General features: G+C 60.4%; 19 protein-coding genes. 2 read left to right on the forward strand and 17 right to left on the reverse strand.

What is annotated here, in order from left to right; translation table 11 throughout:
* Positions 1-188 precede the first annotated feature (188 nt).
* From DARO_RS22965 to DARO_RS20175, 3 genes are read right to left on the reverse strand one after another with little or no spacing between them, the layout of a single operon-like run.
* Positions 189-731, reverse strand: coding sequence for a hypothetical protein (locus DARO_RS22965; protein ID WP_011289679.1), 543 nt, complete (start codon positions 729-731; stop codon positions 189-191).
* 26 nt (positions 732-757) lie between these two features.
* Positions 758-1,180, reverse strand: a complete 423-nt coding sequence (locus DARO_RS22970) for a hypothetical protein (protein WP_157037249.1) — start codon at positions 1,178-1,180, stop codon at positions 758-760.
* Positions 1,181-1,184: 4 nt separating this feature from the next.
* The gene (locus DARO_RS20175) at positions 1,185-1,697 is read right to left on the reverse strand and encodes a hypothetical protein (RefSeq protein WP_011289680.1); all 513 of its coding nucleotides are present in this window, start codon (positions 1,695-1,697) and stop codon (positions 1,185-1,187) included.
* A 209-nt stretch (positions 1,698-1,906) separates the two neighbouring features.
* Between DARO_RS20175 and DARO_RS20180 the strand changes: the two genes are divergently transcribed.
* The gene (locus DARO_RS20180; RefSeq protein ID WP_011287191.1) at positions 1,907-3,067 is read left to right on the forward strand and encodes an IS30 family transposase; all 1,161 of its coding nucleotides are present in this window, start codon (positions 1,907-1,909) and stop codon (positions 3,065-3,067) included.
* Positions 3,068-3,184: 117 nt separating this feature from the next.
* Here DARO_RS20180 and DARO_RS20185 read toward each other — a convergent pair whose 3' ends face one another.
* Genes DARO_RS20185 through DARO_RS20200 form a run of 4 tightly spaced genes read right to left on the reverse strand, consistent with a single transcriptional unit; the run spans position 3,185 to position 8,758 of the window.
* Positions 3,185-4,603: a nickel-dependent hydrogenase large subunit gene (locus DARO_RS20185; protein WP_011289681.1), complete on the reverse strand. Its 1,419-nt coding sequence runs from the start codon at positions 4,601-4,603 to the stop codon at positions 3,185-3,187.
* Positions 4,600-5,601, reverse strand: coding sequence for an NADH-quinone oxidoreductase subunit B family protein (locus DARO_RS20190; RefSeq protein ID WP_011289682.1), 1,002 nt, complete (start codon positions 5,599-5,601; stop codon positions 4,600-4,602). The genes DARO_RS20185 and DARO_RS20190 overlap by 4 nt, the downstream gene beginning before the upstream one ends.
* Complete coding sequence (locus DARO_RS20195) at positions 5,598-7,085, reverse strand: sigma-54-dependent transcriptional regulator (protein WP_011289683.1); 1,488 nt, start codon at positions 7,083-7,085, stop codon at positions 5,598-5,600. The genes DARO_RS20190 and DARO_RS20195 overlap by 4 nt, the downstream gene beginning before the upstream one ends.
* On the reverse strand, positions 7,082-8,758 hold the full coding sequence (locus DARO_RS20200) for a hydrogenase maturation protein (protein ID WP_011289684.1): 1,677 nt from the start codon (positions 8,756-8,758) through the stop codon (positions 7,082-7,084). Before DARO_RS20200 ends, DARO_RS20195 begins: the two co-directional genes overlap by 4 nt.
* Positions 8,759-8,919: 161 nt before the next feature.
* Between DARO_RS20200 and DARO_RS20205 the strand changes: the two genes are divergently transcribed.
* Positions 8,920-9,132 (forward strand): hypothetical protein, encoded by a 213-nt coding sequence (locus tag DARO_RS20205; protein WP_011289685.1) that lies wholly within the window; start codon positions 8,920-8,922, stop codon positions 9,130-9,132.
* 4 nt (positions 9,133-9,136) lie between these two features.
* Here the strand turns inward: DARO_RS20205 and hypE are convergent, their stop codons facing one another.
* The 10 genes from hypE to DARO_RS20255 form a co-directional block, all read right to left on the reverse strand.
* On the reverse strand, positions 9,137-10,189 hold the full coding sequence (gene hypE / locus DARO_RS20210; RefSeq protein WP_041224566.1) for a hydrogenase expression/formation protein HypE: 1,053 nt from the start codon (positions 10,187-10,189) through the stop codon (positions 9,137-9,139).
* The gene (gene hypD / locus DARO_RS20215) at positions 10,182-11,306 is read right to left on the reverse strand and encodes a hydrogenase formation protein HypD (RefSeq protein ID WP_011289687.1); all 1,125 of its coding nucleotides are present in this window, start codon (positions 11,304-11,306) and stop codon (positions 10,182-10,184) included. The genes hypE and hypD overlap by 8 nt, the downstream gene beginning before the upstream one ends.
* Positions 11,306-11,551: a HypC/HybG/HupF family hydrogenase formation chaperone gene (locus DARO_RS20220; RefSeq protein ID WP_011289688.1), complete on the reverse strand. Its 246-nt coding sequence runs from the start codon at positions 11,549-11,551 to the stop codon at positions 11,306-11,308. The genes hypD and DARO_RS20220 overlap by 1 nt, the downstream gene beginning before the upstream one ends.
* Before the next feature lie 52 nt (positions 11,552-11,603).
* Positions 11,604-12,155, reverse strand: coding sequence for a [NiFe]-hydrogenase assembly chaperone HybE (hybE, locus tag DARO_RS20225; protein ID WP_011289689.1), 552 nt, complete (start codon positions 12,153-12,155; stop codon positions 11,604-11,606).
* On the reverse strand, positions 12,148-12,438 hold the full coding sequence (locus DARO_RS20230) for a HypC/HybG/HupF family hydrogenase formation chaperone (protein ID WP_011289690.1): 291 nt from the start codon (positions 12,436-12,438) through the stop codon (positions 12,148-12,150). Before DARO_RS20230 ends, hybE begins: the two co-directional genes overlap by 8 nt.
* Positions 12,438-12,917 carry a HyaD/HybD family hydrogenase maturation endopeptidase gene (locus DARO_RS20235; RefSeq protein ID WP_011289691.1) on the reverse strand — a complete coding sequence of 160 codons (480 nt, stop codon included), beginning with the start codon at positions 12,915-12,917 and terminating at the stop codon, positions 12,438-12,440. The genes DARO_RS20230 and DARO_RS20235 overlap by 1 nt, the downstream gene beginning before the upstream one ends.
* A gap of 67 nt (positions 12,918-12,984) precedes the next feature.
* Positions 12,985-14,697: a nickel-dependent hydrogenase large subunit gene (locus tag DARO_RS20240; protein WP_011289692.1), complete on the reverse strand. Its 1,713-nt coding sequence runs from the start codon at positions 14,695-14,697 to the stop codon at positions 12,985-12,987.
* A gap of 21 nt (positions 14,698-14,718) precedes the next feature.
* Positions 14,719-15,879 carry a Ni/Fe-hydrogenase cytochrome b subunit gene (gene hybB, locus DARO_RS20245; RefSeq protein WP_011289693.1) on the reverse strand — a complete coding sequence of 387 codons (1,161 nt, stop codon included), beginning with the start codon at positions 15,877-15,879 and terminating at the stop codon, positions 14,719-14,721.
* The gene (hybA, locus tag DARO_RS20250) at positions 15,876-16,931 is read right to left on the reverse strand and encodes a hydrogenase 2 operon protein HybA (RefSeq protein ID WP_011289694.1); all 1,056 of its coding nucleotides are present in this window, start codon (positions 16,929-16,931) and stop codon (positions 15,876-15,878) included. Before hybA ends, hybB begins: the two co-directional genes overlap by 4 nt.
* Position 16,932: 1 nt before the next feature.
* A complete protein-coding gene (locus DARO_RS20255; RefSeq protein ID WP_011289695.1) occupies positions 16,933-18,117 on the reverse strand; it encodes a hydrogenase small subunit in 1,185 nt (394 codons plus the stop codon).
* Between the last annotated feature and the right edge of the window lie 234 nt (positions 18,118-18,351).

An 18,351-nucleotide genomic window follows, 5' to 3' on the forward strand; every position in this document is an offset into this window, starting at 1 on the left:
GTGGATTGAGGTTAAAACAGCCTAAGTCTTCGGTCGGCTCGCGACCCTTTGCGGACCTAGGCAGATTTATTAAGCGGCCATTCAGTAACGATGAAAATGACCTCCGACCAAGCTAGCGCTTTAAAAAAATCGCACACTTGTATTATTCACCCCATGAATCGTATGAAATACAAAACGCCTGCAATGTTTTACTCGTCGGCGCGTCGAACACCTGCTTTAGAAAAACGAGCGCTCACCGAAAACAATTCCTTCGTTTTAAGTATCAACCCACGGCTAATTGCATCTGCGTTCCGTACTTCTAAATCTCCATTTGGTAATAGCTTTAGCCGAACCTCTTGTACAACCTCTCTGTAACTACCATCTGTAGAAAGCTGCGTGCTTCTTGAATAGCCCCATTCGTCACCAATACAGTAGACGTCATAGTCAATTGACGGGGGCTGGCTCGTGTTTTCTTGTTCGTAAGAAATCACAAGTATCTGAGTTTTGCGGTCAACGCTTAAATGCGCTGATTCAAGCTTGTGCCCTCTTACTTTGGTTGGGTACACGGCTTTAAGCATCCGCTCAAGTCGAGCAACACTGCCAACGGCTTGAGTGGTGTCGGCGGTGCTCGATATGACCAGACCAGATAGCGCGAACGATGAGTCTATGGCTTCACACGGAAAAGCTGTTTTGCAAAAAAATAATCCTATTAGCACTAGCCAGAACACCGTTGCATTCTTAAAAGTAGTCATGGACTAGGTAGCTCTACGATCCCGCATTAGGGTTCGCATTGAGTTGTAGCTACAAATCGGGGATAGCCTGGGCGGGTAGATTCAAATATTTGGACACAACTTCCTACAGAGTCGGCCGAGTATGTAGTCGTTACTGTAATTTCCTCACCTGAGATTTTCTTTAGGCGGTAGCTATATAAAGGCAGGTTAGTTCTTTTTTCATGAAGCGCATCCATCAATCCAAACACAGGAACAACCTTGGCTAACGGGTGATTTGGTGAATCGGCGGTGGCCTGCTGATGTGTTCCCACTACGTCCTTTGCAACGATCACACCAAAAGACTCCTTGGCAGAGGGGTCATATGACGAAGAGGTCGTGCATGCAACCAATGCGAAGGGAAGAGTCGATAGTATCCATCCTATGGGGCATATCCAGCGTGTTAGGGCGATTGAAGACAAAGTCATGTTCATGATGCTACTCCCCCGATTTTCGTTTGACATGACCAACTCGTGAGTCGCCATATATCCGATCCTCACCCGGTAATGGTTTTCCTGCCCAGTTGTTTACGGCCCGCTGAACAAATACCTCGGCCTCATTTTCTGAGCGACGTGTTAGTACGAAAACATTATTTTCCGTCCAAACACCACTTGACCCATAGGCATGGAGGATGAGTGTCAATTCGTCGGGGTTGCTGCCACCATACTGTTGCGCAAATTCCGTCCACTCTCCCCCCTCGAAGCGGATGAGGATTTTTATTTCCGACTGTCGGAAAATTATGCGTACTGGCTGCCTTTGCTTGTACCACTCTTTTTTGGGCGCCGCGACATAGTGCAATTCGCCCTCCCAAATGCCTTCAAAACCCTTCCATTTTTTGATGGTGGCAAACGCTATTTCCTTATCTTTCGGCGTAGCGGAAGGGGGGTTGGGTTCCGCAATCGCTGAAACGCAATATGCAGCAAAACTGAGCAGGAGAAAACGTAAGTTCATAGCAAAAGGCTAACGAAGGTAGACGGAATCAACATTCATGCCAATATCGTGCCGCGAAGCATTTGGAATATCAAGCCGACTTTTTGCTCTCTGTTGGCAACAGCGAGTGTCAGCTATGGGGCTGGTTCACTGAGCGGCCGCTAATGGCTGCGGATTCAACCGGTGGATGCAACACACTAGAAACTGCGTGAGCAGAAGGAGTGTTGCCAATGAAGCAGAGACCCCGAATCTATTACACGGATAGCCAGAAGGCGCTGATGTGGGAACGCTGGCGCAAGGGCGATTCGCTTCAAAAAATCGCCCAGTTATTTGATCGAAACCACTCATCGGTTCAGGGAGTCCTGGCCGAGACAGGTGGCATTCCACCGGCACCCCGATGTCGCTCGAAACGTTCGCTCACGCTTGCTGAACGGGAGGAGATTTCCCGAGGCTTGGTGGCGGGGCTTTCAATCCGTGTGCTTGCTGCGCAATTGGGACGAGCACCGTCCACCGTCAGTCGTGAAGTCAAACGTAATGGTGGCCGTGAATGCTACCGAGCAACTCAGGCCGACCAGGCAACCTGGACTCGGGCGCTTCGCCCCAAGCCTTGCAAACTGACTGAGAACCCTGGGCTGGCGCATATAGTGGCGAACAAGCTGCAGTCGCTGTGGTCACCAGAACAGATTGCTGGCTGGCTCAAGCGGACCAACCCAGACAATGCGAGCAATCAGGTGTCACACGAGACAATCTATCGCACCCTCTATATTCAAACCCGAGGCGCTCTGAAGAAAGAGTTGTTGGCGTATTTGCGGCGGACGCGAGCCATGCGCCGCTCTCGCCATCACACACAAAAGACTGCCGATCACGGCCGAATCGTCGATGCTGTGTCAATCAGCGAACGGCCGGCCACGGCTGATGATCGAGCGGTGCCGGGGCACTGGGAAGGGGATCTGCTGTGCGGCAGCAAGAACAGTCAGATTGCAACGCTCGTCGAACGTCAGTCGCGCTACCTGATGCTGGTCAAGCTCTCCGGCAAAGACACCGGGACCGTCACCAACGCCCTGATCAAAAACGCTCGTAAGTTGCCGCAAGACCTTTACAAATCGCTCACCTGGGACCGGGGCAAGGAAATGGCTGGCCATAAGCGATTCACGCTGGCGACGGATATTCAAGTCTATTTCTGCGATCCCCATCACCCTTGGCAACGTGGAACGAATGAGAATACAAATGGCCTGTTGCGCCAGTATTTCCCAAAGGGAATTGACCTGTCCCCCTATTCGCAAGCGAAGCTGAGTGCCATTGCCCGAAAACTGAATGAGCGCCCACGGAAAACACTAAACTACGAAACACCGGCACAACGTTTTTACCAAACCGTTGCATCCACCGGTTGAATCCGCAGCCCGATAGCGGCATCTGATGATTTGCCGAAAAACAGAGGGAGTTTGGTAAACATTTGGTGAACTTTTGGTGAACAATCCGGAAAAGCTCGCCAAATGGGGCTTTCCGGACTAATGCACGGTACAGACCATGCAAGGATCGAACGACCGCACGACGTGCTGCACGGTTGGCGGGGCGCCCTCTCCGGCCGGCAGGCCGACCAGTGCCTGTTCGAGCGGACCGGGCAGGGCGTTGCCATCACGCGGCGAGAAGTTCCAGGTGGTCGGGGCGATGATCTGGTAGCGCTCGATGCGGCCACGCTTGATGCTCAGCCAGTGGCCGAGGCTGCCGCGGGCGGCTTCGACAAGGCCGGTGCCAGTGGCGTCATCGGGCATATCGCCGTGGGCGCAGAAGGCTTCGCCGGGTTGTAGCGCCAGAACCCAGCCTTCCATGGCGGGCAGGACAAGGGCCAGTTCGAGCAGGCGTGCAACGACGCGAGCCATGACGCTGGCGCCGTCGCGTTGTACCAGATCCAACGCCAGCGGGTGACCGGCGATGACCTGCCTGGCCAACGCACCGACTTCGTAGGGCTGGCTGGCGTAGCGCGGTGCCTTGCACCAGGTGTAGGCCGCCGGCTTGCCGGCATCGACAACCGTTTCACCCTGCGCCGGATGGCGCGGCTGGCCGGCAGCCAGCCAGGCGCTGGTCGTGTCTTCATCGATCGCCACGGGATCGAAGGCAGCCGCTTGACCGCCTTGCCAGGTGCCGGCGGGAAAGAGATCGTAGGCGCCATAGGACAGGAAAGCATCGTAGGCGCTTCCCATCCGGTCGAGACCAAGATCGGTAGCGGCATCCAGAAACGCCGGGAAGTCACCAGCACGGCCGGCGGCCCAGGCGAGCAATTGATCTTTGCTGGCCAGTTGGGAGACCGTGGCCAACGAATCGCCGAACAGGCGTTTTTCGAGAAAGCTACGGAATTCGCGGAGCAGCGCCAGCAGGCGAATACGCTCGCCAGCAGTGATCGCCCGCGTGCTGCCACCGGGCTGAATGGCCAGGGTGTGCGGCCAGCGACCGGCGAGAAAACCCATCAGCTTGAGGAAGCTGGCGCGGGCCGACAGGACTTCGGCAGTGGCATCACCCTTGACGGCCGCGAAGCGCTGGGCGACAGCGCCATGCCAGTGGCGCCCGGCATAGGCCGGACGGGCAAAGTCGGGCATGAAAAAGAGGTAGAAGTGCGTCAGGTGATCGGCCAGATTTTCCGTCGACTGGATCAGATGGCGGGCGAGCAACCCGTTCGGCGTCGGGGCGATACCCATCGCATCGGCCAGCGCCGAAGCCGCTGCCGCCGACTGTGCCACCGAGCAAATACCACAGATGCGCGGCACGATGGCCAATGCATCAAGCGGGGCCCGGCCAACCATGATCTGCTCGAAACCGCGAAAGAGCGGCGAATTGACCTGAGCCGACTGGATGCGTCCATTTTCCACATCGAGGCTGATTTCGAGATCGCCTTCGACCCGGTTGAACGGCCCGACGATGAGGCGCGTCATTTGCCGCCGCCCTTCTTGCGAATCGCCGGAAGAACCACCGGGTGGTCAGCCACCGAGTTGTTGCGCACCCGCTTGGGGGTGGCCGACTTGGAGAGCGCAGCCAGCGCGACGAACCAGGCTTTCGGCATGTCGGTCGGCAGGCCGATCGGGATGCCGGCCAGCTTGGGCGTTTCCTGGAAGGCATGACCGGGCGATTCGAAACCCGGCTCGGTGCAGGCTATGCAAGCAAAGCCGCCACGCAGGCAGGAGCCGCTGCCGTTCCACGGCCGCAGGTTGCAGTCGGCGTGAGCCTGGGTGCCCTTGCAGCCAAGGTTTTCCATCAGACAGCCAAGATCGGACTGCTTCTCGGCACTGGCCTTGAATTCGTAATATTCGTTGCGAGCGCAACCGTGGTGCACCAGGCCACCGGCGTAAAGCAATGGCCGGCCGAATTCATCAAGGTCATCGGCCCTTATACCTTCCAGCGCAGCCTTTTCCAGCGTATCGACCACCCAGCCGGGATGCGTCGGGCAACCGGCAATGTTGATCACCGGCAGCTCGGCGGAGGACTGGAAGCCAGCGCCGAGCAGGCCACCTGGCGTCTGTTCGTCGAATTGCAGGCCACAGGCTTCCAGCGGATTGCCCGGCGTGTTGGCCGAAAAGCCGCCATAGGCTGTGCACGAGCCAATCGCAAAGACCCATTTGGCGTGACGGGCCAGACGCTCGACCCATTCAGTCAGCGGCCGGCCGCTACCGGCCATCAGGTGAAATTTGCCGGTTCCATTCGGACCGCGCAGCATGGCACCTTCGATACACAGCGCATCGAAGGCCAAGCGACCTTCGGCACAGTCTTCGAGAATGCTTAGTGCTTCCTCGCCGCTTTCGACCGACAGCGCCGGGTGCCAGAGAAACTCGATACCGGCGTCGCGCAGTTCGTCGAACAGCGAACGAGGCTCGGAGCACAGCATGGACTGCGTGCAACCGCCGCAGCCGCCGCTCTGCAGCCAAAGCACTTTCATTCGGCCTGCTCCAGCCCGTGGCGAACCAGCTTGGCCCGCAGGCCGACACGCGACAGCCCCAACTCCCGGGCTGCCCGCGATTTGTTCCAGCGGTGGCGGATCATCGCCTCCTTGAGGACGTGCATTTCCAGCTGATCCATGCGCTCCTTGAGGCCACCGCTCAAGCCGGAAGCCCAGGCCAGATCATTTTCCTGAGTTTCGCCCACCGGTGTGCGCAACACCCGTGGCGACAGCAGGTCGGCACCAAGCAGCGGCGCGGTGGACAAGGCGACCATGCGCAGAATTTCGTTTTGCAGTTCGCGCACATTGCCTGGCCAGCGGTAAGCAGCAATGCAGGCAAGCGCTTCGTTGGTGAAGCCCTCAACCGATTTTCCAAGCGCCTGGCAACTGCTGTCGAGCAGACGACGCGCCAGTAGCGGCAGATCCATTGGCCGCTCTCTCAACGGCGGCACATGCAATGAAATGGTCGCCAGCCGGTAGTAGAGATCCTCACGAAAACGTCCGGTGCGCACGTCTTCTTCCAGGTCGCGATTGGTCGCGGCAATGACCCGGACATCGACATGAACCGGGCGGTTGCTGCCCAGCGGGCGAAACTCGCCTTCCTGCAGCACGCGCAGCAGCTTGACCTGGAAGGCCGGGCTGGTTTCGCCGATTTCGTCGAGGAACAGCGTGCCGCCATCGGCCTGCTGGAACAGGCCGACACGATCTTCCACCGCGCCCGTAAAGGCGCCGCGCTTGTAGCCGAACAACTCGGACTCAAGCAGCGTATCGGGCAGGGCGCCGCAGTTTTCGGTGATGAAGGGTTTGCTCGCCCGGCGGCTTTCGTAGTGGATGGCGCGGGCGATCATTTCCTTGCCGGTGCCCGATTCGCCGGTGACCATCACCGACAGGTCAAAAGGCGCAACGCGCCCGACCATGTCGCAGACGGCATTGATCGGGCTGCCCGGCGCCCGGATGAAGCCAGCCAGGCCGAAACTGCTTTTGACCTTCTCCTGCTTGCTGTCGACGTGCCTTTTCAGCACCGGCTCGGCCGTGCGCAGATCAAGCGACAGCCGCTGGTTTTCCTGTTGCAGACGCCAGACTTCGGCGGCGCGCTGCATGGTCAGCAGCAGTTGCTCGGGCTGCCAGGGCTTCAACAGGTATTGCCAGATACCCGCCTCATTGACGCCGGTAATGATGTCCTCGGCGTCGGTATAGCCGGACAGGATGATGCGTACGATATCCGGCCAGCGGGTCCGCACTTCGCGCAGGAACTGGACGCCGGTCGTTCCCGGCATGCGCTGGTCGCAAAGCACGATGCGGATGGCGGCGGAGGCCTGCTCTCGCTCGAGGATTTCCATGCCCTCGTCGGCACTGGACGCACACAGCACATCGAAATCCTCTTCCAGCGTGCGGCGCAAGGCTTCCTGCGACCGCACTTCGTCATCGACGACAAGGATGGCCGGTAGTTTGCGCAGGCTGCGGTTGGAAGCCGGGTGACTCATTCGGGAATCTTCCAGTCAAGATCGCGGTGACGGGCAAGGTGGCGCGGCGTCCACGAATGCGCCGAACGGGAGACAAAATGATAGCGCGCGACATGGTACGAAGGATCGAAGCCATAGAAATTGCGCCGCATCTCCTTCAGTTCGTCTTCACGGTAGGCGGCCAGCGGCTTGATCGCTTCGTCGGCCTGTCGTTTGGCCTGCTTGGCCGCAAGGCGTTCAGCCATATCGGGCGCTGCAGCCAGCTCGGCGGCCCGCCGGGCAACATCGACAGTGAACCCCGGGGCCGGCAGACAGGCATCGTAGAAAGCCAACTCAACCGCCTCCTTCGCGCTCATCGGCAACCGGTGGCGCATGATCGCCTTGGCCCCTGCCTCGCCAACCCTTGGTGGCAGCAAATAAGTCCAGAATTCCGAGCCGAACAGGTTGCCCATGTTCTTGTAATGCGGATTAAGAACAGCACCGTCGCGCACCCAGACGAAATCGGCCGCCCGCGCGAGGAAGCAGCCGCCCGCCCCGGTATTGCCGCCAACTGCGGCCACGGTCAGTTGCGTTTCGCAACGCAGAATGGCTTCGGCTAGGTCATCAATGGCATTGATGTTGGCCCACGATTCATCGGCTGGACTTTCAGCCGCCTCGATGGTGTTCAGGTGAATGCCGTTCGACCAGAAATCGCTGCCGCCGCGCAGCACGATCACCTTGGTCAGCTGCGTCGTAGCCCAGCGGAAGGCCTCGGTCAGGCGCCGGCATTGGGCGGTGCTCATCGCGCCGTTGTAGAACTCGAAACTCAGGAAACCAACACCGGCCGCCTCTTCATAGACGATGTCCTGCCAGGTCGGCATCGGCGATTTCCGGTAACCGGACAAGGGCAGCGCCGGTAATTCGGCCGCCTCGGGGAAGGCCTGCGTCGCCGGCAGCTTGATGCTCCCAGGGCGCTTGATGTGGCCGATCCAGACTGCACCATCGACGGTCGCCCGGCAAATGGCGGTTTCCCGACGACCAAGCAGACTGCCCGGCTCGCCCTTCAGCAGGCCTTCCGGCCAGGCATCAAACAGATGGCAGGGCTGGCCGAACAGTTCGTCGGCCACACCGGGAAAACCATCGGCAGCATTCAGCTTGGCAAGGATCGCGGCACTGCTGTCAGCCTGCCAGTCTATGGCCCTGTCGCTCTGCCGCATCAAGGCGTGGGCCTGACCTGACACCCGCTCGGGCATAAAACTGGTGGCACTTTTCCGGTCGACCGCCGCCAGCACCGCCTGCAACGCCGCTTCGGTGACCTCGTTGCGGTAGATCGACGCTTTCCGGGCCGGACGCATCAAAAACCTGGCCGAGGCCCAGACCGGTCCGGCATCCATTTCCGCTTCGGCTTGCAAAACCGTGACACCCCAGTCCTGAACGCCATTCTGGATCGCCCAGTCGAGTGCCGATGGGCCACGGTCGCCAACGATGCCGGGATGAACCACCAGGCACAGGTGACGCGACCAGATCGATTCGGGAATGGCCCGCTTGAGAAAGGGCGCGATGATCAGATCGGGCCGAAAAAGGCTGACCGCTTCCTCGCTGACCGAATCCGCGATATCAAACTCGATACTGATCTCATGACCACGCGCCACCAATTCGTAATACAAGCGCTGCGTCAAGCTGTTGAAACTGTGCGTAATGAAGAGAATTCGCATGTTTTACACTTCTTTACAATTCATCTCGAGATGCCGACCTTAGGCAGGACAAGGCTTTTCTGGGCACAAATTCCCATTTCGCATAGCGCTATCACCTTCGCGATATTTTTGATGTAACACGAGATCGCTACGATGCGCTGCAACAAAAAAGGAACTGGGAAATGACAACGCAAGCTCAAAGAAAGCCCGCCAAACAACGCAACATGCCCGTCAGCCGCGCTCCGCGCCCGGAATACGTCGCCGCGATCCGTTACCTGGATGGTCGCCGCGATCTGTTCCACATTCGCAACGCCGACAACTTGGCCGATGCCCGCGAACTCGTCATTTCCGAGGTCGGCGAAGTCCGCTCCGTGATGATTGCGCTGCGCCACTGATCGCTCAGCAAATCCGCGGCAATTGTTCGCCGCTCAACCAGTCCACGATGCGCTTGCCGCCGAAACCGGTGGTCATCTGGACAAAATGATGGGCATCTTCATGCACACGGCCAACAATGGCCGCAGCTGCCCCCAGCGGATGGCCCTGCATCGCAGCCAATAGCTTTTTGGCATCCGGTTCGGCGCAGATCGCCACCAGTTTTCCTTCATTGGCCACATAAAGCGGGTCCAATCCCAGAAATTCGCAAGCTGCATTGACCGCCGGCGTCACCGGCAGATCCTTCTCCTGCAGCATCATGCCGACGCCGGATTGCTTGGCGATCTCGTTCAGCGTCGTCGCCAGACCGCCACGCGTCGGATCGCGCAGGACATGAATGTCGGCGCCGCTGGCCCGCATCGTCTCGATCAACCCGTGCAGGGCCGCCGTATCGGAAACGATCGGCGATTCGAAGCCGAGGCTCTCGCGCTCGGCCATGATCGCCATGCCGTGATCGCCCAGCGTACCGGACACCAGAATGGCATCGCCGGGTTTGGCATAGCGCCCGGACAATTCCCGGCCCGGTGCCACGACGCCGACGCCGGTCGTCGTGATGAACACGCCATCGCCCTTGCCACGCTCGACGACCTTGGTGTCGCCGGTCACCACCGGCACGCCAGCCTCCTTCGCCGCTGCCGCCATGCTTTGCACGATACGCGCCAGATCGGCGAGCTTGAACCCCTCTTCAAGGATGAAGCCGGCCGATAGCCACAAAGGCTTGGCGCCCATCATGGCCACATCGTTGATCGTGCCATGTACCGACAGGCAGCCGATGTCGCCGCCGGGGAAAAACAGCGGCGAGACGACATGCGAGTCGGTGGCCATGACCAGCCGCCCTTCGCCCTGCGCCGGTAGCAAGGCACCATCATCCCCCTGGGCCAGATATTCGTTGCCGAGATACTTGGCGAACAATTCCTCAATCAGCTGAGCCATCGCCCGGCCGCCGGATCCGTGCGCCATATCGACCTGACCGTGCTTGATATCGATTGGCCGCACGTAGCCTTTGCGTACTTCAGACATCCTTGTAGCGTCCATAAGTGTAGTGAGCGGCACAGGCGCCTTCGGAGCTGACCATGCAGGAACCGACCGGGTTTTCCGGCGTACAGACGGTGCCGAAAATCTTGCAGTCCTGCGGCCGCTTGACGCCGCGCAGGATGGCCCCGCATTCGCAGGCCTTGTGATCGGGCACCGATGCATAACCGAGCGGAAAACGCTTTTCGGCATCAAATTCGGCGAACTGGCTGCGAATGCGCAGCGCCGAGTAAGGCAGGATGTTCAGGCCGCGCCATTCGAAATGCTTGCGCATCTCGAAGACTTCGGCGACCAGTTGTTGCGCCTTGAGGTTGCCGTCGCGGCTGACGGCGCGGGCGAATTCGTTCTCGACCTCGGCGCGCCCTTCGTTGACCTGGCGGATCAGCATCTTGATCGCCTGCATCACGTCGAGCGGTTCGAAGCCGGCAATGACCACCGGCTTGCGGTATTCCTCGGCGAAGAACTCGTAGGGCCGACTGCCGATGATGGTCGATACATGGGCTGGACCAATGAAGCCGTCGAGCGGCACGGTGCCCCACTGGCGAACCTCCGGCGATTCGAGGATGCTGGAAATGGCCGATGGCGTCAGCACATGGCAGCAGAGCACCGAGAAATTCTTCAGGCCCAGCGCGGCAGCGTGCTTGATCGCCACCGCCGTCGGCGGCGTCGTCGTTTCGAAACCGATGGCGAAGAAAACGACCTGCTTGTCCGGATTCTTTTGCGCCAAGGTCACGGCATCGGCGCTCGAATAAACCATGCGGATGTCGCCGCCCTTGGCCTTGGCTTTCATCAGCGATAGACCATCGGAGGCCGGCACGCGCAGGCAGTCGCCGTAGGTGCACAGCGTGACGCCCTGTTCGAGCGCCAGGCGGATCGCCTGATCGACGCGACCGATCGGCAGCACGCAGACCGGGCAGCCTGGACCGTGAATCATCTTGACGTTGGCCGGCAACAGGTCGGACACGCCGTAACGAGAAATGGCGTGGGTGTGGCCGCCGCAGAACTCCATGAAATGGTAGCTGCGCGCCGGGTCAGCCTCGGCGCGAATGGCGGCAGCCAGCGTCTGCGCGACGTCGCCGTCGCGGAACTCGTCGATGTACTTCATCAGTGCAAGGTGATGTCGCCGTCGGCCGGCAACTGGCCGATCTCGGCAAAGAGTTTCAGGGTTTTCTCGGCCTCCTCCGGATCAAGCTTGTTCAGCGCGTAGCCGACATGGACGATCACGTAATCGCCCACCGCGACGCCCTCGACCAGGGCCAGCGAAATTTCCTTTTTAACGCCGGCCAGATCGACCAGGGCGTTGTCGTCGGGGCGCAGTTCAACGACCTGCGCGGGGATCGCGAGACACATCCGATTTGCTCCTCACCATTCTTTTTGTAGGGGAGATACTACCCGTTGGGAATCAATTGCGCTTGCCTGCCAGGCGGCGGAAAAAGCCGCGCCGGGAAACGGCTGGCTTCCCCTCCGCCACCGGCGGCAGATCGGGCGCTGGCTCAGCAGCAGGCAGGCCGAATACCGTCTTCAGCGCATCGGCGGCCACCACCCGTGCCTGCGCCATGTCGGCCAGATTGGTTACCGGCGCAATCAGCGGGCAATACTGATAGGGGCCGATGTCCGGATCATCGTCGGCGAGGAACTGCATGGTGCCGCAGGGCAGGTTCAGGTAGCGCCGTTCGCCGGCCGGAATGTCGCCCCACAACTGACCGCCACCGTAGACCAGCACCAGGTTCAGGAACCACGGCGTGATCACCACCCCCAGCCAATCCCCCTCGTAGCGTGCAAAGCCGACCGCTTCAACGCCGAGCGCCGCGTTAACGAAAGGCATGTCATGCATGCGCGTCTGCCAGACGTGGCGGTAATGTGCTTCGAGAAAGGCCGTCGGGTCGTCGTCGCGCGGCACGGCCGGGCAAATCGGCGGTGGGGCCAGGGCAGGGGTACGAATGCGTTCAGTCATGCGGGTGGTTCAAGTCCTGAAAATGCAGCGCTGGATCGAAATCGCCTTCCAGCGAAGCGGCCAGTGCCGAGAGCGCATCCTCGATCAGCGTGCGCTGCTCGTCTTCAACCACTTCCCGGGCCAGCCCCAGCGAGGTCAATACCCAGGTACCGACCGGCTGCGGGCCGATCAGCATCATGTTGATGCGTTCGCGCTCGCCGTCCCGCTCGACCCAGGCAAATTCCCCGGCATTTTCGCCGCTGCCTTCCCATTCGACAATGCGTTTCGGAATCGACAGGCACATCAGCTGCGCGCCTTGGCGTCGATGCCGAGCAGGCGCAATTCGGCCAGCGTCATTTCGATCAATTCCGGCACCCGCGCCGCCACCTCTGGCGACAGTTCCATGCCCAGACTCATCGATACCGGCTGCATGCCGACGATAGCAATCGACTTCGGTGCCTTGTCCGTAAATTCCAGACTGGCCAGTACGTCGGACAGGCTGACCTGATGCGGCGACAGCTTGGTCTTGAAGAAGATTGGCACATCGTCGCCCTTGAGCAGCACCGGCGTCGCTGGCGGCTGCTTGCAGCGCACGCAGTCGACGACGATCAGGCCGTCGAGGTTTTCCAGTTGTTCGAGCATTTCCATGCCGCAGGTGCCGCCGTCGATGAGCTCGACCTCCGGCGGCAGCACGTAGTCGCGCTCCAGCGCCTCGATGGTGCGAACACCGACCCCCTCATCGGTCAGCAGAATGTTGCCAATTCCCAATACGACGATACGCATGCTCAATTCCAAAAAAACGGGGCGCGAGCATTGTCGCGCCCCCAACGCAGAGTTCTCTTGCGATCGATCAAACAGCCGTCACCGTGACCACCGGATTGTTCTCCTGATCGACCACATGCACGGCACAGGCCAGGCAGGGGTCGAAGGAGTGCACCGTGCGCAGGACTTCCAGCGGCTTCTCGGGATCGGCCACCGGGTTGTCGATCAGGCAGGCCTCGTAGGCGCCGGGCTGGTCCTTCTCGTTGCGCGGCGCGGCATTCCAGGTGGTCGGCACGACGCACTGGTAGTTCTTGATCTTGCCGGAATCGATGACCACCCAGTGCGACAGCACGCCGCGCGGCGCTTCGTGGAAACCGACGCCCATCTGTTCGCCCTTTGGGAAGACCGGGCGATTGAAGGTCTTGAGGTCGCCCTTGGCCATGTTGGCGAGCAGCAGATCCCACTGGTTGATCAGTTCATCAACCTGCACAGCGCAGCCAACAGCCCGCGCCGCATGGCGGCCGATCGTCGAATGCAGCGCTTCGACGCCGACCTTGGTGCCGGCCACCGAAGACACCAGATCGAGCGCCGCGGTCGCGTACTTCTTGGTCGGTTCGTGGCCGGCGGCCAGCATGTTCAGCACGCGCGGCAGTGGGCCGACCTGCATCGGCTTGCCATAGAAGGTCGGCGACTTCAGCCACGAGTACTTTCCATCATCCTGGAAATCGGTGTAGTTCGGCGTCGTTTCACCCTTGTACGGGTGCAGCGACTTGTCGTTGCCGTCGCTGTAGTTGTACCAGGAATGCTTGATCGCCTCGGATACACCGTCGGTGAAGTATTTGTCGTTAAAGCTGGTGATCGCCTTGTAGCTCTCCAGCTTGCCGCCTTCGATGTAGCCGCCGGGCAGCGCGAAAGTCGTGCCCTTGCCATCGAGCGGGATGTCCGGCACGCACAGGTAGTCGGTGATGCCCTTGCCGTACTTGGTCCAGTCGGCATAGAAGCCGCCGATGGCGCCGACGTCGACCAGATAGACGTTCTTGACGAAGTCTTCGAGCTTGAGCATCCACTCCTTGATCGCCAGCAGGCGCTCGATGGTCAGCACCGATTGCGAATCGACCGACAGCGGATTGGCCACGCCGCCGACCGCGACATTCTGGATGTGCGGCGATTTTGAACCGAGTACGGCGACGATCTTGCTGGCGTAACGCTGGATTTCCAAGGCCTGCAGGTAGTGCGCCGTGGCCATCAGGTTGACCTCGGGCGACAGTTTCATCGCCGGGTGCCCCCAATAACCATTGGTGAAAATACCGAGCTGTCCGGTGCCAACAAAGCCGCTCAGCCGATCCTGCACCTTCTTGAACTCGGCCTGACTGTTGCCGCTCCAGTTCGACAGGCTCTGCGCCAGACTGGCCGCCTTGGCCGGATCAGCCTTCAGCGCCGAGACGACATCGACCCAGTCGAGTGCCGAGAGGTGATAGAAATGGACAATATGGTCATGCACGGCATGGGCCAGCATGATCATGTTGCGGATGTACTGGGCGTTGACCGGGATTTCCAACTGCAGCGCGTTCTCGACCGCACGGACCGAGGCCATGGCATGCACGGTGGTGCAAACGCCGCAGATGCGCTGGGTGATCGCCCAGGCGTCGCGCGGGTCGCGGCCGATCAGGATGTTCTCGACGCCCCGCCACATCTGGCCCGATGCCCAGGCCTTCTTGACGCGGCCGCCATCCACTTCGACGTCGACGCGCAGGTGGCCCTCAATACGGGTGACCGGGTCGATGGTGACACGTTTGTTCATGTTGTTCTCCTATCCCTGAATTCAGTGGGTGGCAGCTTCGTGCGGCAGCACGGGGAAGCGGCGGGTGATGATGATGTAGCCGAGCACTTCGAGCGCGAACATGCCGATGGTGACCAGCATTTCTGCGATGCTCGGGAAATAGTTCCAGCCATGATCGACGCCCAGGCCGGTGTCGTAGCCGATCAGGAAGCCATTGATGCGAAGCAGGATGCCGCCGAGCATGATCGAGACCCCGGCCACGAACAGGCGAGCCGGATTGCGCCGGGCAGCCGGCGTGCCGACGATGGCGAACGGTGCGATGAAGCAGGCCATTTCCAGCCAGAAAAAGAAGGCCTCGAGGCTGGGCGCCAGCGCATGGCCGAGCGCGCCGCGCACGATCAGATCGCCGAAGCGCACGGCCAAGTAGGCAGCCAGCACACCGAGCATGATCTTGGCCATCGGCTGCAGCAGATGCATTTCGATCTCGCGCCGGTAGGCCGAAGCGGCGACGCAGGATTCGAACAGCACGATGCCATAGCCAATGGTGATTGCCGACAGCAGGTAAAGTAGCGGCACGATGGGGGTCTGCCACAGCGGATTGACCTGCGGCCCCATGACCACCAGCATGGTCCCCAGCGAGGACTGGTGCATCATCGGCAGCAGGGTGCCGAGTGCGATGAAGAAGAACAGAACCTTCTCCAGCTTCTGCTTCTGCACCTTCAGGCCCCATTGCTCCATGAAGACCGGCGAGAACTCGATCCACATCACCATGACGTAGGCCGAGATGCAGACGGCCACCTCGAACATCACCGAATTGGGATTGGCGTAACCCGGCCACAGAATGTGCCAGAAGTTCCACCAGCGACCGAGGTCGAACAGCACCCCAACGCCGGCCAGCGTGTAGCCGAACAGACTCGCCAGCAAGGCTGGGCGAACCAGCGGGTGGTAATGGCCGCGGTTGAAGATGTACACCAGCATGGCGACCGAAAAGCCGCCGCAGGCGAAGGCCGAGCCAATGATCACGTCGAAGACGACCCAGATGCCCCACGGGTAGCCATCGTTCAGGTTGGTCACTGCACCGAGGCCGAAAATGAAGCGGACGAAGAGTACGGCGATCATCGCCGCGATCAGCACGCCACAAACCAGCGTTGCGGTGTTGAACAGCTTGCCGCCAACCGGGGCGGCGGGATGATGGGCGCTCATGACTTGCCTCCCTTCTGGTCATCGTCTTCCGGCACGACATTGCGCTTGGCAACCCAGGTCAGGCCGGCAAGTACGGCAATCGGCATGATCAGTCCGCCGTACAGCGTGTGCTGGATGGTTTCCGAGGTGGCGGCCGAGGATTTCGGCGGCAGGTCGGGCAGGCCGACTTTCTGGAAATTGACGGCCGACAGCTTGAGTACCTGCGTGCCGCCGTATTCGGTCTCGCCATAGACGTGCTGCAGGTAGTTACCGACTTGGGCCTGATAGCTCTGGTCCGGTTCGTCGCGCCAGCCATGACGATGCTTCTGGCCCTTGCCATCCTCGCCGCCAGCCAGCACCTTCTCCTGGGCGGGGCGCAGGCGGCCGCGCGGAATCGTCGTCCATTCACCCGGCTTCAGGGCCAGACGACGCTTGGCTTCGGCCAGCAGGTCCTCGGTCCGACCAAACAAGGTCGCGCCGGTCGGACAAACCTCGGCGCAGGCCGAGTAATGGCCGTCCTTGTGGCGATGCCGGCACAGCTCGCACTTGCCGATCTTGCCGGTCGGCGAGTCGTACTGGTATTTCGGAATACCGAACGGGCAGGCGGCGACGCAGTAACGGCAGCCGATACAGGCGTCCGGGTCGTAGCCGACGATGCCGGTTTCAAGATTCTTGGTCATCGCCGACACCGGGCAGGCCGAGACGCAGGACGGGTCGGCGCAATGCATGCACGAGGTCTTCATGAAGGAGAAGCCGTTCAGCTCGCTGTCCTTGGTTTCCATCGTACCGTTGCGGTACATCTTGATCAGGTTGAAGGTGTGGCCGGTCGTATCGAGCGGCGTATCCCACAACTTGTCCATGGCCGTGAATTCGGCCGGGTTTTCATTGACCTGCTTGCAGGCAGCCACGCAGGCCTGGCAGCCGACGCACAGGGTCGCGTCGTAGAGCAGACCAAGGCCTTCCGGCGGGCGTTTCAGGGTATCGCGGGCGCAGGCTGTCTCGGGCAGAACGGCCGAAGCCGCCGCTGCGCCGCTGGCCAGGCAACCACGCAAAAAATCACGTCTTGTGGTCATCTCAGACCTCCGTTGATTCGGTGGCTTTGCTGCCTTCCTTCTTGGCCTGTTCCATCTCCTCAGCCTTGTGCGACAGGCCGAGGTTCTTGGCGACCATCGCGCCAGCCCCGGCGGCGGCACCGGCCACGGCGGCCAGCACGGCCGCCGAGCCGAGCGACGCGCCAACGCCCTTTTCCTCGACGATGCGCGGCAGGAAGGCGGAGGGTTCGATGTTCTTCAGCTTGGCGACGGTATGGATCGGCTTGGTGAAGCCGACCCCTTGCTCAGTACAGCCGATGCACGGGTGGCCGCAGGCGACCGGCCAGGTGCCGGCCCCGGCATCGCCGAACATGATCACCGAGCAATTGGCGTAGGTTTCCGGCCCCTTGCAGCCCAGCTTGTACAGGCAATGACCCTTGCGGTGGCCTTCGTCGCCAAACTCCATGGCGAAGCGGCCGGCGTCGAAGTGGGCGCGGCGCTCGCAGTTTTCGTGGATCAGGCGGGAGTAGGCAAATTTTGGCCGCCCCAGATGATCAACGGCCGGCAACGCGCCGAAGGTCAGGAAATGCACCACCGTGGACAGGAAATTGTACGGATTGGGCGGGCAACCGGGAATGGTCACCACCGGCTTGCCGAGCACCTTGTCCACGCCCTTGGCGCCGGTCGGGTTAGGATCGGTCGAGGGCATGCCGCCCCACGAGGCGCAAGAGCCGATGGCGATCACTGCCGCCGCGTCAGCCGCGCATTCCGTGAGCAACTCTATCGCCGTCTTGCCGCCAATCTTGCAGTAGATGCCGTTGTCGCGCGTCGGAATGGCGCCCTCGACGACCAGGATGTACTTGCCCTTGTTCTCGGCCATCGCCGTCTTGCGGGCGGCTTCGACCTGATGGCCGGCCGCTGCGAACAGCGTCTCGTGATAGTCGAGCGAAATGACGTCAAGGATCAGTTTTTCCAGCGTCGGGTGCTCGGCCCGCAAGATGGACTCGGTGCACCCGGTGCATTCCTGGAAGTGCAGCCAGATCACGCTCGGCCGCTTCTTGGTCGCCACCGCCTCGGCCACCGCGGCATCGGCGCCTTGCGGCAGGCCCAGTGTGGTCGCCAGTGCGGCACAGAACTGCAGGAACTCCCGCCGGTCCATCGACAAACGCGCAGCCGCAGCTTCGATGCGATCGTCCTGTTCCAGCGAAATCAAATTTTGGTTGGCCATGGATCTCCCCTTTTTTTAATTCGATGTCAGTCACCGATGACCGACAAATGCTCTCTGCTGGGGAGGCGGCAAATATTAGAAATTAATTTTATAGAACTCAATCTAGCAACAGATGGGCCAGATTTCAAAATTCTTTTAATCCAGAGACTTAGAAAAACATTGGATCAGGTAAACCACCAGAAAGCCGATTAATACTTTCCACATGGCCACCCAAACTGATCAACTGCTGATCAG

This window comes from Dechloromonas aromatica RCB (assembly GCF_000012425.1).